Origin of the sequence: Nonomuraea sp. NPDC050663, from assembly GCF_044456985.1 — a bacterium.
Taxonomy (GTDB): domain Bacteria; phylum Actinomycetota; class Actinomycetes; order Streptosporangiales; family Streptosporangiaceae; genus Nonomuraea.
The window spans coordinates 124,058-146,387 of the sequence record NZ_JBITGL010000004.1; the positions used below are offsets into that span (position 1 = coordinate 124,058).

Sequence of the window (22,330 nt, forward strand, 5' to 3'; positions counted from 1 at the left end):
CTACGTATCGAACATACGTTCCAACGGCTCAAAAAGCAAGCTGGCGGACGAGGGGGTTGGCCCCGATCGAGTTGCGGATGCTGAAGGCCACGCTGCCCGCCCGGTAGCGGTCGTCGGACCACTCGACGGGCCGCCCCTCGTGGGTCGTGGTGATGCGCCGCTGGCGCAACAACGGGCTGCCCCGCCGTACGGCGAGCAACCGGGAGTCCTGCGCCCCCGCCGCGACCGCGTCGATGAGATGCTCCCCGTAGGCGAAGATCAGCCCGACCGAGTCGAACAGCGCCTGGGTGACCGATTCGCAGTCGCCCGGCAGCGCCTCGACGGCCGGCGCGATCCAGTCGGCGTAGACGGTCCGCTCCAGCAGCACCGGCTCGCCCTCCAGGGTGCGCACCCGCATCACCTCCAGCACCGTCGCGCACGACAGCCGGGCGCTCTCCACGCCGCGGGCGGCCCGCCCGCGCTGGGAGATCACCTGGCCGCCGAACCGGTAGCCGTTGGCGCGCGCCCACTGCGCGAAGCTGTGCAGCTCGGCGAAGCTCTGGCTGCGGGTGGTGCCCAGCACGATGCGCCGCGCGCCCTGCCGCGAACCCACCAGCCCTTCGGCCACCAGGACCGCGATCGCCTGTCGTACGGTGCCCCGGGCGGCACGGTAGTGCGCAGCCAGTTCTGACTCCGAAGGCAACAGAGTCCCGACCGGGTGTGTGCCGTTCATGATGTCATCGCGCAGCTCAGCGGCTATGTGTTCATACCGCGCAACCACTCAGGACCACTCCCATTCACCGAAACGCAACGAAGTAGGGCTGTTCTTGTCTGGACAAGTTTTCTATGGTCCAGACATATCCCATTTCTATGGAGGCGACGTGTCCGCTTTGCGAGTCGCAGGTCTCATAGCAGCCCTTACCGTAGTCACCGCGGCCTGCGGCGCCGCACCGTCCACCCAGACCCAGCCCTCGGCGGCGGGTGGCGTGGACGCCAAGGCCGCCACCTCGGCCGCCGACTTCGGCGGCCTGGACAAGCTCGTCGAGGCCGCCAAGAAGGAGGGCAACCTCCACGTCATCGCCCTGCCGCCCGACTGGGCCAACTACGGCGAGATCATCAAGGCCTTCGAGACCAAGTACGGCATCAAGGTCGAGAGCGAGAACCCGGATGCCTCCAGCGCCGACGAGATCACCGCGCTGAAGACCCGCAAGGGCCAGCCCAACGCCCCCGACGTCGTCGACATCAGCCAGTCGTGGGCCTTCACCGGCGCCAAGGAAGGCCTGTTCGCGCCCTACAAGGTGCAGGCCTTCGACAAGATCCCCGAGGGCCAGAAGGACCCGGGCGGCCTGTGGGTCAACGACTACGGCGGCTACGTCTCCATCGGCTGCGAGGCCAAGAAGGTCGGCACCTGCCCCCAGACCTTCGCCGACCTGCTCAAGCCCGAGTACAAGGGCCTGGTCGCGCTCAACGGCAACCCGAACAAGTCCGGCTCGGCCTTCGGCGGCGTCTGGGCGGCCTCGCTGTCCAACGGCGGCTCGCTCGACGACATCGCTCCCGGCGTGGAGTTCTTCAAGAAACTCAAGGCCGCGGGCAACTTCAACCCGATCGAGTCCACCCCGGCGACCGTCGAGAAGGGCGAGACGCCGATCTCGATCGACTGGGACTACCTGAACGCCGGATACCGCGAGCAGTTCATGCCCAAGGGCCTGGACTTCCAGGTCGCGGTGCCCACCGACGGCGTCTACGCCTCCTACTACGTGCAGGCCATCAACAAGGACGCCCCGCACCCGGCCGCCGCGCGCCTGTGGCAGGAGTTCCTCTACAGCGCCGAGGGCCAGAACCTGTGGCTCAAGGGCGGCGCCCGCCCGGTGCTGATGCCTTCGATGCAGGCCGACGGCACCATCGACAAGGCGCTGGCCGACAAGCTGCCGCCCGTCCAGGGCGAGGCCCAGTTCCCGACCGAGGCGCAGACCAAGGCGGCGCAGGACGCTCTGGCCAAGAGCTGGGACGCGGCTGTAGCGGGCTGATGAAGCGCATCATCGGCGCACTGCCGCTGCTCGTCTTCACCGCGCTCGCCCTCGGGATCCCCGCCATCGCCATGGTGGCGGGGGCCTTCGACCGCGGCATGGGCAACCTGGCGCTGACCATGCAGGGCGGCTACCTGCTCGCCCTGCTGAACAGCGTCAAGCTCTCGGCCGTGGTCGCGGTGCTGGGCGCGGTCCTGGGCACCTTCCTGGCCCAGGTGGTCGTCAGGTCCCGCTTCCGCGAGGCCGTGCTCACCGCCTCCGGCGTGCTGGCCAACTTCGGCGGCGTGCCGCTGGCCTTCTTCTGGGTGGCGACCCTCGGCAACTCCGGCACGATCAGCTCGGTGCTGGGGCTGCCGTTCGGGACGTTGTTCTCCTTCTGGGGGCTGGCGCTCGTCTACCTGTACTTCTCCATCCCGCTCATGGTGCTGGCCATCGCGCCCGCGCTCGACGGGCTCAGGCCGCAGTGGCGGGAGGCGGCGATGAACAGCGGGGCCTCCACCTGGCACTACTGGCGTTACGTCGCGCTGCCGGTGCTGACCCCGGGCCTGCTGGGCGGGGTCGTGCTGCTGTTCGGCTCGGCGTTCGCCGCCTACGCAACGGCGGCGGCGATGGGCGCCGGCACGGTGCTGCCGCTGATCACGCTGAAGATCGCCGCGGCGCTCTCGGGCGACGTGCAGACCGGCTACGAGAGCGTGGGCCTGGCGCTCGCGCTCGACATGGTCGTGGTCGCCGCCCTGGTCATGGTGATCTACGTGCCGCTGCAGAGGAGGAGCACCCGATGGCTGCAGTGAACACCCCCGCCATGCGGGTGACCTGGCTGCTGGCCGCGCTCTACTTCCTGGTGCCGCTGGCCTGCTCGGTCTGGTTCACCGTCTACAACTCCGCGCAGGGCCTGTCCCTGGCGCCCTACACGGAGCTGCTGGTCACCGAGGGGTTCGCCGCCAGCCTGCTGCTGTCGCTGGGCCTGGCCGCCGCCACGATCGTGCTGGTCCTGGCGCTCATGCTGCCCGCGATGATCACCGTACGGCTCGCGGCTCCCGGCCTGCGTCCCGTGCTCGAGGTGGTCTGCACGCTCCCCCTCGTCATCCCGCCGATCGCGTTCGTCTCCGGCTTCGGCAAGTCGCTGGCGGTCGGCAACGAGCTCCTGGCGCCCACCCCGTTCTGGGCGACGCTGACCGCGATGCGCAGCACCGCCTTCCCGCTGGTGCTGGTCTTCGCCTACGTCATCCTCGTCCTGCCGTTCGTCTACCGGGCCCTCGACGCGGGCCTGCGCACCATGGACGTGCGCACCCTGGTGGAGGCCGCGCGCAACCTCGGCGCCTCCTGGCCGCACGTGATGTTCCGCGTGCTGATCCCGAACCTGCGCTCGGCCCTGGCCAGCGCCGCGTTCCTGTCGCTGGCGCTGGTGCTGGGTGAGTACACCATGGCCTCGCTCCTGGGTTACCAGCCGTTCGCGGTGTGGATCGTGACCATCTCCGGGTCCAAGGGGCAGATGTCGGTGGCCGCCTCGGTGCTCAGCCTCGTCCTGATCTGGGCGCTCCTGCTCAGCATTTCCGGTATCTCCCGAAAGAGAGCCTCGAAGTGACCGCCCAACTGGAGTTCCGGCAGCTCCGCCGTACCTTCGGCAAGACCGTCGCCCTCGACGGCTTCGACCTCACCATCGAGCCGGGCGAGCTCGTCGCCCTGCTCGGGCCGTCCGGGTGCGGCAAGACCACGGCGCTGCGCTGCGTGGCCGGCTTCGAGACGCCCGACTCCGGCGCGGTGCTGCTCGACGGCAACGACATCACCCGCGTCCCGGCCAACAAGCGCGACGCGGGCATGGTCTTCCAGGCCTACTCGCTCTTCCCCAACCTCGACGCGCTCGACAACGTCGCCTTCGGGCTGCGGGTGCGCAAGGTCGCCCAGGCCACGCGCCGGGCCAAGGCCCTGGAGCTCCTGGAGCTCGTGGGCCTGGCCACCCACGCCGACCGCTATCCGCACCAGCTGTCGGGCGGCCAGCAGCAGCGTGTGGCCCTGGCCAGGGCGCTGGCCCTGGAGCCCAGGGTGCTGCTGCTCGACGAGCCGCTGTCGGCGCTCGACGCCAAGGTCAGGGTGGGGCTGCGCGAGGAGATCCGGCGGCTGCAGCTCGACCTCGGGATCACGACCGTCTTCGTCACCCACGACCAGGAGGAGGCGCTGTCGATCGCCGACCGCGTCGCCGTGCTGCGCGATGGGCGGCTGGAGCAGTGCGGCTCGCCCGCCGAGGTCTACGACCGTCCCGCCACGCCGTTCGTGGCCGAGTTCGTCGGCACGATGAACCACCTGCCGGGGCGCGTCTCCGGCGACCGGGTGACGGTGCTGGGGCAGTTGCTCCCGCTCGACTCGGCCACCTCGCTGACCGACGTCGACGTGCTCGTACGGCCCGAGGCGATCCGCGTGGAGCCGGAGCCCGGCGGGAGGGCGGAGATCGTGGCCGCCTCCTTCCGCGGCGCCTCCGTACGGCTGCGCGTCACCCTGGAGGGCGGCGAGGTGCTGGCGGATGTGCCCGGCCACGAGGCGACGCGCCTGGGACCCGGCACCAAGGTGTCGGTCAGGCTGGTCGAGCGGCCGGTCCTCGTCGCCCCGCGCCGCGCCGACGCGCCGCTGCCCGTGACCCCGTCGGAGGATCCCGCCGGTGTGGTGTGACGCCGTGCTGTTCGACATGGACGGCACGCTTGTCGACACGGAAGGGCTGTGGTGGGAGTGCGTCGCCCTGGTCGCCGCCGAGTTCGGCGTGCCGCTGGGCGAGGCCGACGTGCCTCACGTGTACGGGCGCACCATCGCCGACACCGCCGCCTACCTGGCTCCCGGCGACGCCGCCCCGGTCGCCGACCGGCTGGGCGAGGAGTTCGACCTGCGGGTCGCCGCCGGGGTCGAGCTCCTGCCCGGAGCCCTGGAGCTGCTCGCGGAGCTGGGCGACGCGGGCATCCCCACGGCCCTGGTGAGCGCCTCACCCAGGAGCGTGGTCGACCGGGTGCTGCCGTTGCTCGACGGGCACGAGTTCAAGACCACCGTGGCCGACGGCGAGACGGCCAGGGGCAAACCGCACGCCGACCCGTATGTGGAGGCGGTGGCGCGGCTGGGCGTGGTGGCCGCGCGGTGCGTCGCGGTGGAGGACAGCCCCACCGGGATCGCCGCGGCGCGGGCGGCGGGCTGCCGGGTGTTCGAGGTACGCCACGGCCGCCTGCCGACGCTGCGCGAACTGGCGGATTGAGTACGACCTACTCAGGCGTTCATCCTCCCGCCACCCGCACCATCCTTCTCAGGCGCAATCCCGAGGAGGACCGATCGTGAGTGCTGAACACAGAGCGCGTGCCCGGCGTCGCTGGTGGACGCTCGGGGCGTTGGTGGTGCTGCTCGTGGCGATGATCCCGGCGACGGCCACGCGGTCGGCCGCCGCCGCCCCGAGCCGCTCGCTGACCTTCTCCATCGACTATCTCCGGCAGATCGAGGACCCGGACAGCGGCGGCGTGGGCGAAGGGGACTACTTCCCCCGCGTCAAGATCGGCGACGGGCCGCTGGTGCAGGGGCCGCGGATCGAGGACGACGAGTTCGAGCCGAAGGGGCTGCCGGAGGCCCCCAACGGCTGGGTCTTCACCAACACCGATCTGCCCGGCGACCAGGACACCGTGAACATCACGGTGGCGATGTGGGAGTACGACTCCGGGGTCAACTCCAACGAGGACCGGATGGACATCAGTCCCCGGGACCAGGATGTCGTCCTGGACCTGGTCTACGACTTCCGCACCGGCTCGCTGACCGGCGACGACTTCGTCTTCGGCACTCCCTGCACGCACTCCAACGGCCAGCCCAAGGGCCAGAGCTGCGTCCAGGGCGACGGCGACCACGGCTTCCCCCGCAACAACGACGGCAGGATCACCCGGATCGGCGTCAGCATCGTCAACGACGCCGACGGCGACGGCATCCCTGACGCCGTCGAGCTGAACGGCGTGCGCGACAGGTCGGGCGCGATGATCGCGAACCTGCCCGCGCTGGGCGCCGACCCGTGCCGCAAGACGATCGTGCTGCAGACCGACTTCATGGTCGACGCGGCCCCCGCCACCGCGCACTCGCACCAGCCCAAGGCCGGGGCGATCACCCTGGTGCGCGACGTCTTCGAGGCCGCGCCGGTCAGGGTGGCCGATCCGTGTCCGTATCCGGGGACCAGGAGCGACGGCATCGACTTCGTGCACATCCCCGGTGCGCAGCTGGCCGAGCAGGCGTTCATGGGGATGGCCAACAACGCCGACTTCCGCAACGCCAGGACCGCGAACCTGCGCCCGGAACTCGCCCCCTACGCGCACTACACGATCTTCGCGCACGACCTCGTGACCACCAACGGCGCCGGGAGCGTCAACAGCCCCGGCACCTCCGGCCAGTGCTGCGAGCCCACCAGGGACAACAACAAGGACTTCATCGTCACCCTCGGCTCCTGGCGGACCATGTGCGTCGTGGACTTCGGCGTCGACTACGCCGGTGACGGCATGCTCCAGAGCACACGCTCGGGCGACGACGTCATCCCCGCCGGCACCACCCAGATCCACGTCGGCGACAACGGGATCTGCGACTCCACCAGCGGGCACGCCACCGACCGCCAGGTGCTCACGGTGGGCACGGGGGCCGCGGACGCCAGGGTCGGCACCGAGGTCGACCAGGCGGGCACGATCCTGCACGAGCTCGGCCACGCGCTGAACCTGCGGCACGGCGGCGACAACAACGACCAGTACAAGCCCAACTACCTCAGCGTCATGAACTACTTCTTCCAGACGGGCATCCCCAACAGCCCGCCGCCGCTGCTGGTCAACCAGCTGCGCGACTGGCAGAAGGGCGCGGTGCGGCTGGACTTCTCGACCGGCGCCCTGCCGCAGCTGGCCGAGGGTTCGTTGCTGGAGAACAACGGCATCGCCGACGGCGCGGACTTCACCTTCTGGTGGACCGTCCTCAACCCCGCCACCGGGTTCAGGCCGCTGCGTTCCGGCATCGGCAACGCGCCGCTCAACTGGAACGACTCCACCAACCCCGCGACCGGGGCACCGATCATCGAGGCCACCGGCGTGCCCGTGGACATCAACGCGGAGAAGGGCCTGACCACCCTGTCCGACCACAACGACTGGCCGGCGATCAAGTACCGGGCGATCCAGTCGCCGGACGTCAGGGGCCCGGCCTGCAGCGGCTACCCGGCGGGCGCGCCGACCTGCACGGGATCAGGGGACGAGCTCACCTTCGCGACCGTCGTCAACCAGGAGATGTCGTTCTTCAACCTCTACGACCCCGACGTCAAGGTCGGCAAGACCGTGGACAAGGCCGACGCCGAGCCCGGCGACACGCTCACCTACCAGGTGAAGCTCGACAACATCGGGGCCGGGCCCGCCGCCTCCATCGAGGTGACCGACGACCCGCCCACCGGGGCCGACCAGACGCGCGCCCTGCCGTACCTCGGAGTGGGCAACAGCGCCACCGAGACGTTCACCTACGAGATCCCGTGCGACACCGCCGACGCGAGCGTGCTGACCAACAAGGCGACGGTGACCGCCGAGGACACGGCGGGCGGGGCCGAGGCGAACACCGGTGACAACAGCGCGCAGGCCTCGACCACGATCCACGCGCCCAGGCTCACGCTCGACAAGACCGCGCCCGCCACGGTCAACGCGGGCGAGGCGATGACGATCGACATCGAGGTCGCCAACGTCGGCAGCGCGAACGCCACCGGCGTCGTGCTCACCGACACGCTGCCCGCCGAGGTGTACTACAGCAAGGCTCTCGACCGGGGCGCCGGGCCCAAGCCGGACACGGTCACCCGCAACGCCGACGGGACCACGACGCTGACGTGGACGCTCGGCACCCTCGCCGCGGCGCAGGACCTGTCGGTGCGGTTCACGGCCAGGCCCAGCCTGCTGTTCACGGCCGGCGCGCAGCTGCCCGACACGGCTTCGGTGACGTACGGCAACGCCAAGGGCTGCACCTACGACCCGGTGACCGACTCGGCCACGACCGGCGTCACCGAGGTCACGCCGTCGCGTGCCCCCCGCTCCCACGGCTACTGGAAGACGCACCCGGAGGAGCGCACCTGGGAGCTGCTGGCCCGCGTGCAGGCCACGGACCAGCGGTTCGACTCGTCGGGCGACGGTGAGCTGAGCAACGCGGAGGCGGGCGCCGTCCTGTCGGCGAACGGCCCGCAACCGGCGCCGGCCAGGTTCCAGCTGGCGGCGGCCCTGCTCGACCTGGCCGCCAGGCACATCAACGCCTCCACCCGGATCGACTCCGCGCTCTCCCGCCGGCTCGGCACGGGCACGGTGGGCGCGGCGGTCAGGTACGCGTTCGCGACGCTCGCCCTGCCGGTGAGCAGCGCGACGGCGCAGAGGTACTCCGACGCCACCGCCTTGCTGGACGAGATCGTCAACAACAGGAGCGAGGTCTACTGACGCCGGCGGGCGTCGACCTCGATCTCGATTCTCATCCGCGGGTCCGCGAGCCCGCAGACGAGCATGGTGGCCGCTGGCCGGACCTCGCCGAAACACCGGCGCAGGACCGGCCAGCACGGCTCGAAGTCGGCCGCGTCGGGCAGCAGGTAGCGCACCCGGACCACGTCGGCGAACGTGCAGCCCGCCTCGGCCAGCGCGGCCCCGATGTTGCGCAGGCACTGCTCGGCCTGCTCCACCACGTCGTCGGAGATCGTCATCGTGGAGTAGTCGAACCCGGTGGTGCCGGACACGTACACCTGGTCACCGTGCACCACGGCACGGGCGTAGCCGATCTGCTCCTCGAAGGTGGAGCCGCTGAGGATCGTACGTCGCTCTGTCATGCGCGGAACCCTAGCTGGCGGCCCCTGACCCGTGGAGGGAGGGGACGATTGCCACTAAGCTGACCGACCGTGAACCAGATCGGACGCTATCGCCTGCTGCAAGTCCTGGGCAGGGGCGGCATGGGCACCGTCTACCTGGCGGAGGACCCCCAGGGCACGCGCGTCGCGGTCAAGGTGATCAACCCCGAGTTCTCCCAGCACGAGCAGTTCCGCATGCGCTTCAGGCGCGAGGCGGAGGCCGCGCAGCGGGTGCGGCGGTTCTCGACGGCGGCCGTGCTCGACGCCGACCTCGCGGGCGACCAGCTCTACGTGGTCACCGAATACGTGCCGGGCCCCAACCTCGAGGAGGCCGTCCGGCAGAGCGGGCCGCTCAAGGGCTCCAACCTCGACGCCCTGGCCGTGAGCGTGGCCACCGCGCTGACGGCGATCCACGGGGCCGGGGTCGTGCACCGCGACCTCAAGCCGTCGAACGTGCTGCTGTCCCCCATCGGCCCCCGGGTGATCGACTTCGGCATCGCCCGCGCGCTCGACATGCTCGGCGGCGTCACGGGCACCGGCGAGCTGATCGGCACCCCGCGCTACATGGCTCCCGAGGTGCTGCGCGGCGAGCCGGTCTCGGCCGCGTGCGACGTCTTCTCGTGGGGCTGCCTGATGACCTACGCGGCCACCGGGCGGGCGCCGTTCGGCGGCGAGGCGCTTCCCGCGATCGTCTACCAGGTGCTCAACACCGAGCCCGACCTGTCGGGGGTGGAGCCCGGGCTGCGGGAGCTGGTCCAGGCGGCGCTGATCAAGGATCCGCAGCGGCGCCCGACCGCGCAGCAGCTGCTCGACCATCTCGTCGGCCGCCAGGCGCAGCAGACCGCCCAGGTGAACTGGCAGCAGTCGCACACCACCCCCTACACGCAGGCCCCGGCCAGGAAGGCGGGCCGCAAGGGCATGCTGATCGGCGCCGCCGCGGCGCTCGCGGTGCTGGCGGGCGGCGCGGTGACGGCGTGGGCGCTGCTCACCTCGAGCGCGCCGCCCAACCTGCCGCGCGTCTACGGCGACGACTTCACCAACGCCTCGGGCGACTGGCGCGGCACCTACAACACCGACAGCGACCACAGCTACGGCTACACCAACGACGGCGCCTACGGCCTGGACGCCGCGCCGTACAGCGAGGAGGAGTTCGCCCAGGCGCCGATCCCCTTCCTCGTCGGCGAGCCCACCGCGACGCCGATGCCCTCCGACTCGCCCACCGCGCGGGTGCCCGACTCGGTGGTGATCGGGGTCGACGCGACCGTCAGGAGCGTGGTGGGCAACGGCGAATACGGCCTGTGGTGCCGGGGCGACGGCGACGGCACCTACTACGAGTTCGCCGTGAGCACCACGGGCGAGGCCCGCATCCGCAAGGTCGTCAAGCAGGCGGGCAGCAACCTGGAGAGCCCCGTCAAGGTGGAGGGCTTCAAGCCGCGCGAGAAGAACCGCCTCGAAGCCTCCTGCGAGCAGGCGGGCGGCTCGGTGCGGCTGACGTTGTGGATCAACGGCAAGGAGGTCCAGCGCGTCGAGGACTCCGGCGGGCTGGCGCCCGGCCACGTGGGCATGTTCTCCCGGGTCCAGAAGGGCAGCGAGTCGGTGCTGAAGGCCGTCTACGACAACTTCGAGCTGCGCGGCTCCACGGCTAAATGACCCCGGCGCGGGCGGCGGCCAGCGCGGCGTCCGCCGACCGGATCGCGTCTTCCGGCGTGACCGGCTCGTGGGTGACGAAGAGCCGGTAGTAGATCGGCGCCACCGCCACCCTGATCACCTCCTCGGCGTCGACGGAGGCGGGCAGCTCTCCGCGCTCGACCGCCTGCCGTACGACCGCGGCCGACTGGTCGTGGCGGGCGGCGAAGAAGCGGTGCAGCGCCTCGGCGGCGGCGCGGTCCTGCATGGCTGCGGCGACGAAGGCCGACGAGACCGGGCCCATCGCGGGGTCGGCGAATCCCGACTGCACGAGCAGGGCGATGCCGCGCAGATCCTCCTGGACCGAGCCGGTGTCGGGCACCGGCCACGGCTCCTCCTCGGCCAGCGCCAGCGCATCGGCGACCAGACCCTCCGCGTTGCCCCAGCGCCGGTAGACGGTGGTCTTGTGCACGCCCGAGCGCAGGGCGACGTTCTCCACCGTCAGCGCCTGGAAGCCGTGCTCGGCGAGTTCGGCCAGCGTGGCCTGCCGTACGGCGTCGCGCACGCGGGCGCTGCGCCCTCCTGGACGTTGCAAAAGCTACTCCTGTTGCATTAGGTGGAATGCTGAGCTACCTTAAAGCTACACAAGTTGCGATTGGAGTTCCACCTGACCACCCAGCTCACCCTTCGCGGGATCACCAAGTCGTACGGCGACCGCCTCGTCCTCGACCACGTCACCCTGTCCATCAAGCCCGGCGAACGCGCGGGCATCGTCGGAGAGAACGGCAGCGGCAAATCCACGCTCCTGCGCATCCTCGGCGGAAACGAGCAGCCCGACGAGGGCGAAGTGCTCCTCACCGGCCAGGCAGGGCATCTGGAGCAGACCCTCGGCGCGAGCACCGTCCAGGAGGCCGTCGACCAGGCGCTGGCCGAGCTGCGCGAGCTGGAGCGGCGCATGCTGCGGGCCGCCGAGGAGCAGGACATGCAGGCCTACGGCGAGCTGCTGACCGCCTTCGAGGCGCGCGACGGCTACGAGGCCGACGCGCGGGTCGACAAGTCCATGCACGGCCTGGGCTTGGCCGGCATCGAACGCGACCGCCCCCTGCGCACCCTGTCGGGAGGCGAGCGGGCCCGCCTGGCCCTCGCCTGCCTGCTGGCCGCCTCCCCCGAGGTGCTGCTGCTCGACGAGCCGACCAACCACCTCGACGAGGCGGCGCTGACCTGGCTGGAGGAACGGCTGCGCGGCCATCGCGGCACCGTCGTGGTGATCTCGCACGACCGGCTCTTCCTCGACCGCGTCGCCACCGTGATCATCGAGGTCGCCGACGGCGGCGTCACCCGCTTCGGCGGCGACTACACCTCCTTCACCCGGGCCAAGGCCGCCGCCCGCGCCCGGTGGGAGCAGGCCTACGACGAGTGGCTGGCGGAGATCGCCGCCCTCAGGGAGCACGCCTCCACCACCGCCCACCGGGTGGCCGCGGGTCGGTCCATGAAGGACAACAACAAGATGGCCTACGACCGCAACGCCGGGCGGGTGCAGAGCTCGATCTCCTCCCGGGTACGGCAGGCGGCCGAGCGGGTGCGGAGGCTGGAGGACCATCCGGTGCCCAGGCCCCCGGAGCCCCTGCGCTTCAGGGGCGGCTTCACCACCTCAGGGCGCGGCGAGCGGCTGCTGGTCACCGGTCCCAACGGCTCGGGCAAGACCACCCTGCTGGACAGCATGTACGAGCAGGCCCGCGGCCGGGTCGGCTACCTGCGCCAGGAAGAGCGCTTCGACCCCGCCCAGACCCTGCTCCAGGCCTACGGCGGCGACCGCGAGGAGTTGCTGGCGACCGGGTTGTTCCACCCCGAGACGCTGGAGGTCAGGGTGGGCGCGTTGTCCGAAGGCCAGCGCAGGCGCCTGGCGCTGGCGCGGGTGCTCGCGGGCGAGCACGATCTGCTGCTGCTCGACGAGCCCACCAACCACCTGTCGCCGGCCCTGGTGGAGGAGCTGGAGCAGGCACTGCGCGACTACGAGGGAGCGCTGGTCGTGGTCACCCACGACCGGGCGCTGCGCGAACGATTCGAGGGAAGGACGGTGGCTGTCTGATGCGCGTCGACGGTTCTCCTTACGGGGTGGCACACGGTCCCGGCGGGGCGTTGTGGTTCACGATGGCGAAGGAAGGCAGGGTCGGGCGCCTCACCGACGGCGTGGTCGACACGTTCGAGGTCGGCGGGCAGCCCACGGTGATCGTCGCCGGGCCCGACGGGGCCATGTGGTTCGCCGACTACCCCGGCGACCGCATCGGCCGGATCGCGGGTGACGAGGTGAGCTTCGTCGAGGCCGCCTCGCCATACGGCCTGTGCTTCGCCCCCGACGGCGGGTTGTGGTTCACCCAGGTCCAGGCCGACAGGGTCTCCCGCCTCGGCGGCGAGTCCTACGAGATGGAGGGCATGCCCTCGGCCATCGCCGCGGGTCCCGACGGGACCCTGTGGGTGACGCTCAACCAGGGCAACGCGATCGCCAGGATCGCCTCCGGGCAGGTCACGCGCTTCCCGCTGCCCACCGAGGGAGGCATGCCGGTGGGCATCACGGCGGGGCCCGACGGCGCGATGTGGTTCGTCGAGATCGGCGCCGGCCAGATCGGCCGGATCGCCGCGGACGGCACGATCACCGAGTTCCCGCTGCCCGACCGGGGCGCCAGGCCGCACGCCATCGTGACGGGCCGAGACGGGGCGTTGTGGTTCACCGAGTGGGGCGTGCACCGGCTGGGGCGCATCACGCCCGACGGCGAGATCACCGAATACGACCTGCCGGGCACCGAGCCCCACGGCCTCACCGACGATCTGTGGGTCGCCCTCGAGTCCGGGGTTCTGCACCGGGTTTAATCGCTTCATGCGAGCGATTGTCATCTCCGCCCAGGGCGGCCCCGAGGTCCTTGAATACGCCGAGCACCCCGACCCCACGCCGGGGCCCGGGCAGGTGGTGGTCGACGTCGCCGCGAGCGGCGTCAACTTCATCGACATCTACCACCGCTCGGGCGTCTACCCGGTCCAGCTGCCCAGCCCGATCGGCTCGGAGGGCGCGGGCACCGTCTCGGCGGTCGGCGAGGGCGTCACCGGCGTCTCCGTGGGCGACACGGTCGGCTGGGTCAACATCCTGGGCAGCTACGCGGAGAAGGCCGTCATCGCCGCCGACCGGCTGGTTCCGGTCCCCGACGGCCTGGCCCCCGACCTGGCCGCCGCCGCGCTGCTCCAGGGCATGACCGCGCACTTCCTGGTCCGCTCGGCTCACGAGGTCAAGGCGGGCGAACGGGTTCTCGTGCACGCGGGCGCGGGCGGCATGGGCCAGCTGCTCATCCAGCTGTCCAAGCTGCACGGCGCCACCGTGCACACGACCGTCTCCAGCGAGGCCAAGGCCGAGCTGGCCCGCGCGGCCGGCGCCGACGAGGTGCACACCTACGACTCCTTCGCCGACACCCTGCGCGACAGCATGGACGTCGTCTACGACGGCGTCGGCGCCTCCACCTTCGACGGCAGCCTGGTCGCCGTCCGTCCGCGCGGCCTCATGGTGCTGTACGGCGGAGCCAGCGGCGCCGTGCCGCCCATGGACCCGCAGTTGCTCAACCGCCAGGGCTCGATCTTCCTGACCCGCCCCTCCCTCGTGCACTACGTGGCCGAGCGCGAGGAACTGCTGTGGCGGGCCAGGGAGGTCTTCGACTGGGTCGCCAAGGGCGAGCTGAAGATCAACGTCTCCGAGCGTTACCCGCTGTCCGAGGCGTCCAGGGCGCACGAGGACCTGGCCGCCCGCCGTACCACCGGCAAGCTGCTGCTCATCCCCTAGGCGGCCAGTCGAGCAGCCGGGCGCCGAGCACCGCCGTCTCCAGCGTGAAGCGCTGGGTCGGGTCGTCGGGCGCGAACCCGGTCAGGCGGCGGATGCGCTCCAGGCGGTAGGTGACCGCGCGCGTGCTGATGCCCAGGCGCCGCGCGGCCGCCGCCTGGTTGCCCTGGGCGGCGAAGATCGCCTCCAGGGTCTCCAGCAGCGGCTCGGCACCGCCTCGTGCCTGCAGCAGCGGGCTGAGCACGGTGGTGACCAGGTCCTCGATGGCCTCGCGGTCGCGCAGCAGCACCGGGAAGACCAGCAGGTCGGCCGCCTTGACCACGGCCGGTCTGAGACCGAGCCGATCGGCCAGCTCCAGCGCGTTGGCCGCCTCCCTGAAGGAGGTGACCACCCCGCCCGGCCCCCGGTGCGGGCGGCCGACGCCCACCCGCCAGCCTTCCGGGAAGCGGGTGCGCACGTGGTAGGTGAACTCCCCCAGCGCAGCGGTCAGCGTGGCGGGCGCCACGCAGGCCAGCAGGCCGTCGCGGACGGCGACGAGCACGTTGTGCGAGCCGAAGCGGGCGGTCAGCGCCTCCTCGATGATCCGCGGCAGGTCTCCGGTCACGCCCGAGGCCACCGCGACCGTGTACGACTCGGCCAGGCGCAGCCCGAAGTGCTCGGCCCGCTCGGCCAGCCGCTCCGCCCTGCCCTGGAGCAGGTCGGCGACGAACTCGTGACGGGCCTCGTGCTCGGCGCGCAGCGCGTCGAGCTGGGCCGCCTCGTATCCCTCGATGAGCGCCAGCACCCGCTTGCGCACGGCGTCGTCGGGGATGGCGGCGGCCACGATCTCGCGGAGCGGGACCCCGTCCTCGGCGGCTTGCCGCCCGGCCGCCTTGAGATCCATCAGACTCCTACATCACGCCTGTCGAAGGCCAGGACGGCGGTCAGGAGCAGCACCGCCGCCGCGCCGCCCAGGACAAGGTAGTCCCCGACCGGCACGCCGGTGTAGAGGGGCCTGGCCCCGGAGTAGTAGTGCCAGGGCGAGACCCACCGCAGCCAGGAGATCGCCTCGACGTTCTTGCCGACGGTGACGACCACGTATCCGCCCGCCGCCCAGACGCCCATGGCGCTCGTCCCGATCGCCTTGCGGCCGGTGGCCGCGCCGCAGAACAGGGTGACCGTGCCGAGGAACAGCGCCAGCAGGAACACGCCCAAATGCCCGGCCAGCACGTTGCCGACAGGCACGCCGAAGTCGAGCCCGCTCACCAGCGCGATCACGACGACCCCGGTCAACACGGCCGTGATCAGCAGGACGAGCACCATCGCGGCGAACCGTTCGAGCAGCAGGCGTTTGCGGTCGATGGGCAGGGTGACGGTCAGCTCCAGCGTGCCGTTCTCCTCCGGCTCGGCGATCGCCCGGTTGGCCAGGAGCATCGCCATGATGGCGAACAGCAGCGGCACGAACAGCTGGTAGACGACCGAGCTGAGGTAGCCCAGCGGGGTGGTCAGGTCCTGCATGCCGCCCATCAGGTCGCGCAGCGCCCCCGGATACTTGGCGATCACGGCCTCGCTGAGGGTGTTGCGGTCCATGCTGGAGTAGATGCTCGTGTACATCGCGACGAAGAGGCTGATGCCGATCGTCCAGCCGATCAGCATCCTCCGGTACTCACGGAGCGTCTTGGCGATCATGATTCCTCGCTGTAGTACGTCAGGAAGATCTCTTCGAGGTCGGGCTCGGCGCTGACCAGGTGCACGACGGTGTACTTGGCGGCGGCCTTGATGAGCGCGTCAGGGCGGCCGTCGATCGTGCACGACAACGCGGCGCCCTCGACCCGCAGCTCGCGCACGCCGGGCAGGCCGGCGAAGGCCTCCTGCGGCACGGGCGCGTCGAAGTGGAACTCCACCCGTCGCACCGCCTTCTCGCGCAGCGCGGTCACGTTCTCCACCGCCACCAGCCGGCCGTCGCGCACGATGCCGACGCGGTCGGAGACGCTCTCCACCTCGGCCAGCATGTGCGACGACATCAGCACCGTGCGCCCCGAGGTGCGCACCTCGCGCACCATCGTGAGGAACTCCTGCTGCACCAGCGGGTCGAGCCCGGCGGTCGGCTCGTCCAGGATGAGGAACTCCGGCTCGTGCATGAACGCCTGGATCAGGCCGATCTTCTGCTTGTTGCCCTTGGAGAGCTTGCGCATCGGCACGCCCAGGTCGGCGTCCAGGCGTTCGGCCAGCGCCTCGACGCGGTGCCAGGACACGCCGCCCCTGACCCTGGCCAGGAGGCGCAGGTAGTCGCGGGCCTTCTCGCGTCCCTCCAGCGCCAGCTCGCCCGGCAGGTAGCCGACGCGGCGGCGCACGCCGGGATCGCGGCTGCTCTCGCCGAGCACGCGCGCCGTGCCCCTGGTCGGCCTGATCACGTCGAGCAGCAGCCGGAGCGTGGTCGTCTTGCCCGCCCCGTTGGGGCCCAGATAGCCGAAGACCTCGCCCGGCTGGATGGTCAGGTTCAGGTCCTCCAGGCCGCGGCGCCTGCCGTAGAACTTGGTCAGGCCCTCGGTCTCCACGACTGCGGTCATGCCCCCGATGGTGCTGGCCCGCGCCGCGCATGTCAGGGCCAGGATCCGGCAGTACGGCAGGCCGTTCGGCTTCCGGGAACCGGCAAGATTACGCTGGGGCGCTATGGCCAGCGTGGAAGAACGGCTCGCGGAGCTGGAGGCACGGATCGCCGCCCTCGAAGGGTTCAAGGCGAGCCCGGCGACGGGCGACTCGGGGGTCGTCGGCTACGGCGGCGAGGTCAGGCTGGGCGGCTACGGCTACACCTGGGAGATGCGCCGCACCCCCGAGTGGCTGGTCGAGCAGCCCAGCGCTCCCCTGTCGGGCGTGCTGGCCGCGGCCGGGCACCCGGCGCGTTTCCGCATCCTGCAGCTGCTGGTGGCCGGGCCCAAGGGCGTCGTCGAGCTGCAGGAGTCGCTGGGGCTCGCCTCGCAGGGGCAGCTCTACCACCACCTCAAGACCCTCACCTCCGCCGGCCTGGTCGACCAGCCGGAACGCGGGGTCTACCGGGTGCCGCCGAAGTGCGTCGTGCCGGTGCTCGCCCTGGCGGCGGCCGCGGTCGACGTGGCTCACCAGTCTTGATCGAGGCCTGACATGCGGCGGAGGTATTCGTCCTCGTCGATCTCACCGGCGGCGTAGCGTCGTTTGAGGATCTCGCGCGGGCTCTCCTGCCGGGAGACGGCGCGGCGCTGAGCGGCCAGCATGATGCCGATCACCACCACGGCGATCACCGCGATGACGAACAGGACCACCAGCAGTCTGCCCATACCCCGATGATAGACGGGTGGAGACGGCTTTCGTTCTCGGTGGCGGCGGCGTGCTGGGCGCGCACGAGGTCGGCATGCTGCGTGCGCTGGAGGAGGCGGGCATCCGGCCCGACCTGGTGCTGGGCACCTCCATCGGGGCGCTGAACGGCGCTCTGGTGGCCTGCGGCGGCGATGCGGTCAAGCAGCTGACGTCATTGTGGTTGTCGGACGTGGTGCGCACCGCCTTCGCCGGAAATTTCCTGACACGGCTCTCGACGCTGGCCCGCACCGGCACCCACCTGCATCCCATCGGCCCCCTGCGCTCCCTGCTCTCCTCCGTGGTGCCCTTCCAGGCCATCGAGGAGCTGCCCGTGCCCTTCCAGTGCGTGGCTGCCTCCGTGGAGAAGGCCAGGGCGCACTGGTTCACCTCGGGGCCCCTGGTCGACTCGGTGCTGGCCTCGTGCGCGGTGCCGGGGCTGCTGCCGCCGGTGCGCCTCGACGGGCAGCACTTCTTCGACGGGGGGCTGGTGCACAGCATCCCGGTCGGCCGTGCCGTACAGCTGGGGGCCCGGCGGATCTTCGTGCTGCACGTCGGGCGCGTCGAGCATCCGCTGCGGGCGCCGCGCCGCCCGTGGGAGGTGGGGCTGGTGGCGTTCGAGATCGCGCGGCGGCACCGGTTCGGGGAGGAGATGGAGTCGCTTCCCGGCGATGTCGAGGTGCACGTGCTGCCGACCGGCTCCACGGCTCCGACCTCGCCCTTCCGCTATCGGGACCTGTCGAGAATCTCGGCGTGGATAGATCAGGCTTACGCGGCTTCTTCCCGATATCTCCGGACAAGCGCAGTATGAAAGGGTGCTTCCTCCGCGCATCCTGCGGCGCCTGATCCTCGCCCCGCTCGTCCTGGTGCTCACCGTGGCCGTGATCCTCACACTGCCGCTGTGGCTCGTCGTGATCACCGCGGTGTCCTTACGGCTGCCGCCCCCGCAACGCCGCGGCGCCCGCTTCCTGTGGTTCGGGGTGGCCTGGCTGGTCCTGGAGTGCGGCGTGCTGATCGCCAGCCTGGGCCTGTGGGTGGCCAGCGGCCTGGGCGGGCGGTTGCGCCGCGACGAGTTCCAGGAACGGCACTACGCGCTCATCCGCTGGTTCCTGGGCAAGGTGTACGGCGCCGCCGTGGTGATCTTCCAGCTCAGCGTCACCGTGGAGGAACCCGTCCTGACCTCCGACGAACAGGCCGCCAGGCTCACCCGGCCCGTGATCGTGCTGGCCAGGCATGCCGGTCCAGGCGACTCCTTCCTGCTCGTCCACCACCTGCTCGCCAGGTACGGCAGGCAGCCGCGCATCGTGATGAAGGCCGCCCTGCAGTTCGATCCCTCGCTCGACGTGCTGATCAACCGGCTGCCCAACGCCTTCGTGCCGCGCAAGGTGAGCGAGAGCGGCATCCTGACCGAGATCCGCCGCCTGGCCGCGGGCATGGACTCCGACGACGCCCTGGTGATCTTCCCGGAGGGCGGCAACTTCACCCCGCGCCGCAAACGCGCCGCCGTCCAGCGCCTGGAGGAGCGCGGCCTGTCCGCCGAGGCCAAGCGCGCCGACAACCTCGACCACCTGCTGCCGCCGCGTCCCGGCGGGGCCATCGCCGCCATCGAGGCCTGCCCGGCCGCCGACGTGATCTTCGTGGCCCACACCGGGCTCGACCACCTCATCACCATCGGCGACGTCTGGCGCCAATTGCCCGTGCGGGCGCAGATCACCGCCAAGTGGTGGCGGGTGCCCGCCGACGAGGTGCCCAAGGAGGACCGCATCTCCTGGCTCTACGACCAGTGGGAGGCCATCGACGAGTGGATCACCTCCACCAAGCGGGTGGGGCCCTAGGGTCCTACGCGCGCTCGAACTGCCAGACGGGCCGTTCCCTACGCACGCTCGAACTGCCAGACGACCAGGTACGGGATGTCCGCGGCCGCCGCGCGGGAAGCGACGGGGACGAGGTCGGTCAGGCTCCACGGCCAGCCCTCCCACGGGCCGGGCCCGGTCGCCGGCTCCGGCGCCGGTCCCATGTCCGCGTAGCCCGGCGAACTGGGCTCCTCGCACCGCCGCACCTGCAGACCCGCCGCCAGCCCCGCCCTGATGTAGTCGCCGATGAGGTGACGGTGGCTGGCCACCCGGACCGGACGCCCGTCCGGCAGCCGCATCAAGGGGATGTGGCCGCGAAACACGCTCTCGGGGTGCATGTCGGAGATCACCAGCTGCCCGCCGGGGCGCAGCACCCGCCCGAACTCGGCGAACACCGGACCCAGGTCGCGCACGTGCGTCAGCGCCAGCGAGCAGGTGACCAGGTCGACGGAGCCGTCCGGCAGCGGGATCGCGGTCAGGTCGCCCTCCAGGAAGGCGCCACCGGGGACCCGCCGCCGCGCCCTTTCGAGCATCTCCGGCGAGCTGTCCAGCCCGGTCACCCGGTGGCCGCGCCCCGCGAGCCTGGCGGCCAGGCGGCCGGTGCCGCAGGCGGCGTCGAGGGCGTCACCCGCGGGCAGGGTGTCGAGGATCGCGTCGATGCGCGGCTCGTCGGAGTCGAACGCCGAGTTGGGCCCGTCGTAGGTCGCCGACCAGAGGCGGTAGCCCTCGCGCGTGTCGATCGTGGTGACCTCGACCGGGCGCAGGTCGTCGTCGTCGAGGAGCTTCCTGATCTCGGCCAGGCGCTCCTCCACGAAGCGGGCGTCGTGCTCGCCGGTGTAGGCACGGAGCAGGGCCAGGCCCTCCACGCCGAGGATGTAGGCCAGGGGGTGCTCGTAGGGCATGGGTGCGAGGCTAGCCATCGGGGACGCGGGCGAGCCATCGGTTTTCCGGCCGGGCGTCTTGAGACCTGCGGCCTTTCCTGCCGGGTGTGTTAGGACGGCGGCCTGCCGGCCGGGGGGAGGGTCGGCACCGGTCCCGTGCCCTGCTCGATGAGCCTCAGCAGGGCGTCGGTGTCGAGGTGCCGCTCGACGAGGTCGCCGAGCGCGTCGAGGCGCTCCTCGCGCAGGTCTGCGAAGCACGTGCCGGGGTCGGCGGTGAAGTCGCGCCCCGACAGCGCCGCCACCTCCCGCAGGAAGGCACGCCTGAACGCGTCGTTCTCCAGCGCCCCGTGCCACGTGGTGCCGAACACGTCACCCTCGCGGCACCCGTCGAGGAACGGCTCGCCGCCCGACACCGTGACGACGCCGTGGTGGATCTCGTAGGCCCTCACCTCGTGGCCGCGCCAGGAGCCCTCCGGGCGGGCGAGCGTCTTGTCGGGACGGAAGGCCACCGTGGCGGGCAGCAGCCCGAGCCCGGGGACGACACCCGCCTTCGACTCCACCTCGTCCGAGATCTCGTGGCTCAGCATCTGGAAGCCGCCGCAGATCCCCAGCATCGGGCCCTTCCTGGCGGCCAGGGCGTCGGCCAGGCCGCGCTCGCGCAGCCAGGCCAGGTCGTCGACCGTGGCCCGCGAGCCCGGCAGCACCACCAGGTCGGCGTCGTCGAGCTCGGCCGGCGAGGTGACGAAGCGCACCACCACACCCGGCTCGCAGGCCAGGGCGTCGAGATCGGTGAAGTTGGAGATGCGCGGCAGCCGTACCACCGCCACCCTCAGGGTCTGCCTGCCGTACGGCTCGCGGGACTGCACCTGGCGGTTGTCGAGCGCCAGGGAGTCCTCGACGTCCAGCCACAGCCCGTCGAGCCAGGGCAGCACCCCGTAGACCTGCCGGCCGGTCAGTTGCTCGATCGTGTCGAGGCCGGGCCGCAGGAGCTCGACCGCGCCGCGGAACTTGTTGACCACGAAGCCCGCGATGTGCGCCTGATCCGCCTCCTCCAGCAGCGCGACCGTCCCATAGAAGGCGGCGAAGACGCCGCCGCGGTCGATGTCGCCCACAACCACCACCGGCAGGTCGGCCGCGCGCGCCAGCCCCATGTTCGCGATGTCGCCCGCCCGCAGGTTGATCTCCGCCGGGCTGCCCGCCCCTTCGCAGATCACCACGTCGTAGGCGGCGCGCAGCCGGTCGAGCGACTCCAGGGCCGCCCGGCGCAGCCTGTCGCGGAACGCCCCGTACTCCAGCGCGTCGACGTCGGCCACCGGCCGGCCCATCAGCACCACCTGGCTGCGCCGGTCGCTGCCCGGCTTCAGCAGGATCGGGTTCATGTCGGCCACCGGCTCCAGCCCGGCCGCCTGCGCCTGCATCGCCTGCGCCCGCCCGATCTCCGCGCCGTCGGCCGTCACGAACGAGTTGAGCGACATGTTCTGCGCCTTGTACGGCGCCACCCGCACGCCCTGCCGCGCCAGCCAGCGGCAGATACCCGCGGTGACCACGCTCTTGCCCGCGTCCGATGTCGTCCCAGCGACCAGCAATGCACCCTTCACGCTGCCAAAGTAGCGTGAACACGAGGAGGCCCGACCATAGACAGGCTTGAACCAACAGAGGGGAACCGGTGGCGCGGGTCGGATCTACGCTGGGATGGATATGAACCGGGAGGAACCATGAAGTTCATGGATGTCCACCATGGCATGACCGGCATCACCGCGGACCAGCTCAAGCAGGCCCACGATGCCGACCTGGCCATCCAAGGGGAAGAGCAGGTCACTTTCGAGCAGGCGTGGGCCGACCCGGACTCCGGCGTCGTCTACTGCCTGTCCGAGGCGCCGGACGCCGCCGCCGTCCAGCGCATCCACCAGCGTGCGGGACACCCTGCCGACGAGATCCACCCCGTGCCGCTGACCATCTGACTGCTCGGACATTCTCCCCATCAGTACGAAAGGGGA

At 71.2% G+C, this 22,330-nt stretch carries 23 protein-coding genes; 14 read left to right on the forward strand and 9 right to left on the reverse strand.

What is annotated here, in order from left to right:
- Positions 1 to 28 precede the first annotated feature (28 nt).
- The gene (locus tag ACIBH1_RS13810) at positions 29 to 760 is read right to left on the reverse strand and encodes a GntR family transcriptional regulator (RefSeq protein WP_397314058.1); all 732 of its coding nucleotides are present in this window, start codon (positions 758 to 760) and stop codon (positions 29 to 31) included.
- Positions 761 to 860: 100 nt separating this feature from the next.
- On the opposite strand from ACIBH1_RS13810, the gene ACIBH1_RS13815 reads away from it, so the two are divergent.
- From ACIBH1_RS13815 to ACIBH1_RS13840, 6 genes are all read left to right on the forward strand, one after another.
- Positions 861 to 2,006, forward strand: a complete 1,146-nt coding sequence (locus ACIBH1_RS13815; protein ID WP_397314059.1) for an ABC transporter substrate-binding protein — start codon at positions 861 to 863, stop codon at positions 2,004 to 2,006.
- Positions 2,006 to 2,797, forward strand: a complete 792-nt coding sequence (locus ACIBH1_RS13820; RefSeq protein WP_397314060.1) for an ABC transporter permease — start codon at positions 2,006 to 2,008, stop codon at positions 2,795 to 2,797. The genes ACIBH1_RS13815 and ACIBH1_RS13820 overlap by 1 nt, the downstream gene beginning before the upstream one ends.
- Entirely contained in the window at positions 2,785 to 3,591 is an 807-nt protein-coding gene (locus ACIBH1_RS13825) for an ABC transporter permease (RefSeq protein WP_397314061.1), read from the forward strand. Before ACIBH1_RS13820 ends, ACIBH1_RS13825 begins: the two co-directional genes overlap by 13 nt.
- Positions 3,588 to 4,670 carry an ABC transporter ATP-binding protein gene (locus ACIBH1_RS13830; RefSeq protein ID WP_397314062.1) on the forward strand — a complete coding sequence of 361 codons (1,083 nt, stop codon included), beginning with the start codon at positions 3,588 to 3,590 and terminating at the stop codon, positions 4,668 to 4,670. The genes ACIBH1_RS13825 and ACIBH1_RS13830 overlap by 4 nt, the downstream gene beginning before the upstream one ends.
- Entirely contained in the window at positions 4,660 to 5,238 is a 579-nt protein-coding gene (locus tag ACIBH1_RS13835; RefSeq protein WP_397314063.1) for an HAD family hydrolase, read from the forward strand. Before ACIBH1_RS13830 ends, ACIBH1_RS13835 begins: the two co-directional genes overlap by 11 nt.
- A 76-nt stretch (positions 5,239 to 5,314) precedes the next feature.
- Entirely contained in the window at positions 5,315 to 8,446 is a 3,132-nt protein-coding gene (locus ACIBH1_RS13840; protein ID WP_397314064.1) for a hypothetical protein, read from the forward strand.
- Here the strand turns inward: ACIBH1_RS13840 and ACIBH1_RS13845 are convergent.
- Complete coding sequence (locus ACIBH1_RS13845; RefSeq protein WP_397314065.1) at positions 8,440 to 8,826, reverse strand: RidA family protein; 387 nt, start codon at positions 8,824 to 8,826, stop codon at positions 8,440 to 8,442. The two genes, ACIBH1_RS13840 and ACIBH1_RS13845, sit on opposite strands and share 7 nt — an antisense overlap.
- Before the next feature lie 69 nt (positions 8,827 to 8,895).
- Here ACIBH1_RS13845 and ACIBH1_RS13850 point away from each other — a divergent pair, with 69 nt between their 5' ends.
- A complete protein-coding gene (locus ACIBH1_RS13850) occupies positions 8,896 to 10,494 on the forward strand; it encodes a serine/threonine-protein kinase (RefSeq protein ID WP_397314066.1) in 1,599 nt (532 codons plus the stop codon).
- Here the strand turns inward: ACIBH1_RS13850 and ACIBH1_RS13855 are convergent.
- On the reverse strand, positions 10,487 to 11,065 hold the full coding sequence (locus ACIBH1_RS13855; protein ID WP_397314067.1) for a TetR/AcrR family transcriptional regulator: 579 nt from the start codon (positions 11,063 to 11,065) through the stop codon (positions 10,487 to 10,489). The genes ACIBH1_RS13850 and ACIBH1_RS13855 overlap by 8 nt on opposite strands.
- A 54-nt stretch (positions 11,066 to 11,119) precedes the next feature.
- On the opposite strand from ACIBH1_RS13855, the gene ACIBH1_RS13860 reads away from it, so the two are divergent.
- The 3 genes from ACIBH1_RS13860 to ACIBH1_RS13870 are packed head-to-tail and all read left to right on the forward strand — an operon-like array spanning position 11,120 to position 14,293.
- Positions 11,120 to 12,559, forward strand: a complete 1,440-nt coding sequence (locus tag ACIBH1_RS13860) for an ABC-F family ATP-binding cassette domain-containing protein (RefSeq protein WP_397314068.1) — start codon at positions 11,120 to 11,122, stop codon at positions 12,557 to 12,559.
- Positions 12,560 to 12,585: 26 nt separating this feature from the next.
- A complete protein-coding gene (locus ACIBH1_RS13865) occupies positions 12,586 to 13,338 on the forward strand; it encodes a virginiamycin B lyase (RefSeq protein WP_397314069.1) in 753 nt (250 codons plus the stop codon).
- Positions 13,339 to 13,345: 7 nt separating this feature from the next.
- Positions 13,346 to 14,293 (forward strand): quinone oxidoreductase family protein, encoded by a 948-nt coding sequence (locus ACIBH1_RS13870; protein WP_397314070.1) that lies wholly within the window; start codon positions 13,346 to 13,348, stop codon positions 14,291 to 14,293.
- On the opposite strand, the gene ACIBH1_RS13875 is transcribed toward ACIBH1_RS13870, so the two are convergent.
- The 3 genes from ACIBH1_RS13875 to ACIBH1_RS13885 are packed head-to-tail and all read right to left on the reverse strand — an operon-like array spanning position 14,283 to position 16,839.
- Positions 14,283 to 15,173, reverse strand: coding sequence for a PucR family transcriptional regulator (locus ACIBH1_RS13875; RefSeq protein WP_397314071.1), 891 nt, complete (start codon positions 15,171 to 15,173; stop codon positions 14,283 to 14,285). The two genes, ACIBH1_RS13870 and ACIBH1_RS13875, sit on opposite strands and share 11 nt — an antisense overlap.
- Positions 15,173 to 15,958 (reverse strand): ABC transporter permease subunit, encoded by a 786-nt coding sequence (locus ACIBH1_RS13880; protein ID WP_397314072.1) that lies wholly within the window; start codon positions 15,956 to 15,958, stop codon positions 15,173 to 15,175. The genes ACIBH1_RS13875 and ACIBH1_RS13880 overlap by 1 nt, the downstream gene beginning before the upstream one ends.
- The gene (locus tag ACIBH1_RS13885; protein ID WP_397314073.1) at positions 15,955 to 16,839 is read right to left on the reverse strand and encodes an ABC transporter ATP-binding protein; all 885 of its coding nucleotides are present in this window, start codon (positions 16,837 to 16,839) and stop codon (positions 15,955 to 15,957) included. The genes ACIBH1_RS13880 and ACIBH1_RS13885 overlap by 4 nt, the downstream gene beginning before the upstream one ends.
- Between ACIBH1_RS13885 and ACIBH1_RS13890 the strand changes: the two genes are divergently transcribed.
- Positions 16,838 to 17,398 carry an ArsR/SmtB family transcription factor gene (locus tag ACIBH1_RS13890; protein WP_397314074.1) on the forward strand — a complete coding sequence of 187 codons (561 nt, stop codon included), beginning with the start codon at positions 16,838 to 16,840 and terminating at the stop codon, positions 17,396 to 17,398. The genes ACIBH1_RS13885 and ACIBH1_RS13890 overlap by 2 nt on opposite strands.
- Here ACIBH1_RS13890 and ACIBH1_RS13895 read toward each other — a convergent pair.
- Positions 17,386 to 17,583, reverse strand: a complete 198-nt coding sequence (locus ACIBH1_RS13895; RefSeq protein WP_397314075.1) for an SHOCT domain-containing protein — start codon at positions 17,581 to 17,583, stop codon at positions 17,386 to 17,388. The two genes, ACIBH1_RS13890 and ACIBH1_RS13895, sit on opposite strands and share 13 nt — an antisense overlap.
- A gap of 17 nt (positions 17,584 to 17,600) precedes the next feature.
- On the opposite strand from ACIBH1_RS13895, the gene ACIBH1_RS13900 reads away from it, so the two are divergent.
- Together ACIBH1_RS13900 and ACIBH1_RS13905 are read left to right on the forward strand one after the other, a co-directional pair.
- Complete coding sequence (locus ACIBH1_RS13900; RefSeq protein ID WP_397314076.1) at positions 17,601 to 18,410, forward strand: patatin-like phospholipase family protein; 810 nt, start codon at positions 17,601 to 17,603, stop codon at positions 18,408 to 18,410.
- A gap of 4 nt (positions 18,411 to 18,414) precedes the next feature.
- Positions 18,415 to 19,434: a 1-acyl-sn-glycerol-3-phosphate acyltransferase gene (locus ACIBH1_RS13905; RefSeq protein WP_397314077.1), complete on the forward strand. Its 1,020-nt coding sequence runs from the start codon at positions 18,415 to 18,417 to the stop codon at positions 19,432 to 19,434.
- 38 nt (positions 19,435 to 19,472) lie between these two features.
- On the opposite strand, the gene ACIBH1_RS13910 is transcribed toward ACIBH1_RS13905, so the two are convergent.
- Entirely contained in the window at positions 19,473 to 20,354 is an 882-nt protein-coding gene (locus ACIBH1_RS13910; protein WP_397314079.1) for a class I SAM-dependent methyltransferase, read from the reverse strand.
- Between the two features lie 89 nt (positions 20,355 to 20,443).
- Entirely contained in the window at positions 20,444 to 21,931 is a 1,488-nt protein-coding gene (locus ACIBH1_RS13915) for a cobyric acid synthase (protein WP_397314080.1), read from the reverse strand.
- 126 nt (positions 21,932 to 22,057) lie between these two features.
- Between ACIBH1_RS13915 and ACIBH1_RS13920 the strand changes: the two genes are divergently transcribed.
- Positions 22,058 to 22,294 carry an SCO4226 family nickel-binding protein gene (locus tag ACIBH1_RS13920; RefSeq protein ID WP_397314081.1) on the forward strand — a complete coding sequence of 79 codons (237 nt, stop codon included), beginning with the start codon at positions 22,058 to 22,060 and terminating at the stop codon, positions 22,292 to 22,294.
- The last annotated feature ends 36 nt before the right edge of the window (positions 22,295 to 22,330 follow it).

Excerpts from the sequence above, each read along its gene's own strand:
- ACIBH1_RS13890 (WP_397314074.1), top strand. The coding sequence starts at position 16,838 with ATGCCCCCGATGGTGCTGGCCCGCGCCGCGCATGTCAGGGCCAGGATC.
- ACIBH1_RS13870 (WP_397314070.1), top strand. The coding sequence starts at position 13,346 with ATGCGAGCGATTGTCATCTCCGCCCAGGGCGGCCCCGAGGTCCTTGAA.
- ACIBH1_RS13845 (WP_397314065.1), bottom strand. The coding sequence starts at position 8,826 with ATGACAGAGCGACGTACGATCCTCAGCGGCTCCACCTTCGAGGAGCAG.
- ACIBH1_RS13820 (WP_397314060.1), top strand. The coding sequence starts at position 2,006 with ATGAAGCGCATCATCGGCGCACTGCCGCTGCTCGTCTTCACCGCGCTC.
- ACIBH1_RS13920 (WP_397314081.1), top strand. The coding sequence starts at position 22,058 with ATGGATGTCCACCATGGCATGACCGGCATCACCGCGGACCAGCTCAAG.
- ACIBH1_RS13880 (WP_397314072.1), bottom strand. The coding sequence starts at position 15,958 with ATGATCGCCAAGACGCTCCGTGAGTACCGGAGGATGCTGATCGGCTGG.
- ACIBH1_RS13885 (WP_397314073.1), bottom strand. The coding sequence starts at position 16,839 with ATGACCGCAGTCGTGGAGACCGAGGGCCTGACCAAGTTCTACGGCAGG.
- ACIBH1_RS13895 (WP_397314075.1), bottom strand. The coding sequence starts at position 17,583 with ATGGGCAGACTGCTGGTGGTCCTGTTCGTCATCGCGGTGATCGCCGTG.
- ACIBH1_RS13910 (WP_397314079.1), bottom strand. The coding sequence starts at position 20,354 with ATGCCCTACGAGCACCCCCTGGCCTACATCCTCGGCGTGGAGGGCCTG.
- ACIBH1_RS13875 (WP_397314071.1), bottom strand. The coding sequence starts at position 15,173 with ATGGATCTCAAGGCGGCCGGGCGGCAAGCCGCCGAGGACGGGGTCCCG.
- ACIBH1_RS13825 (WP_397314061.1), top strand. The coding sequence starts at position 2,785 with ATGGCTGCAGTGAACACCCCCGCCATGCGGGTGACCTGGCTGCTGGCC.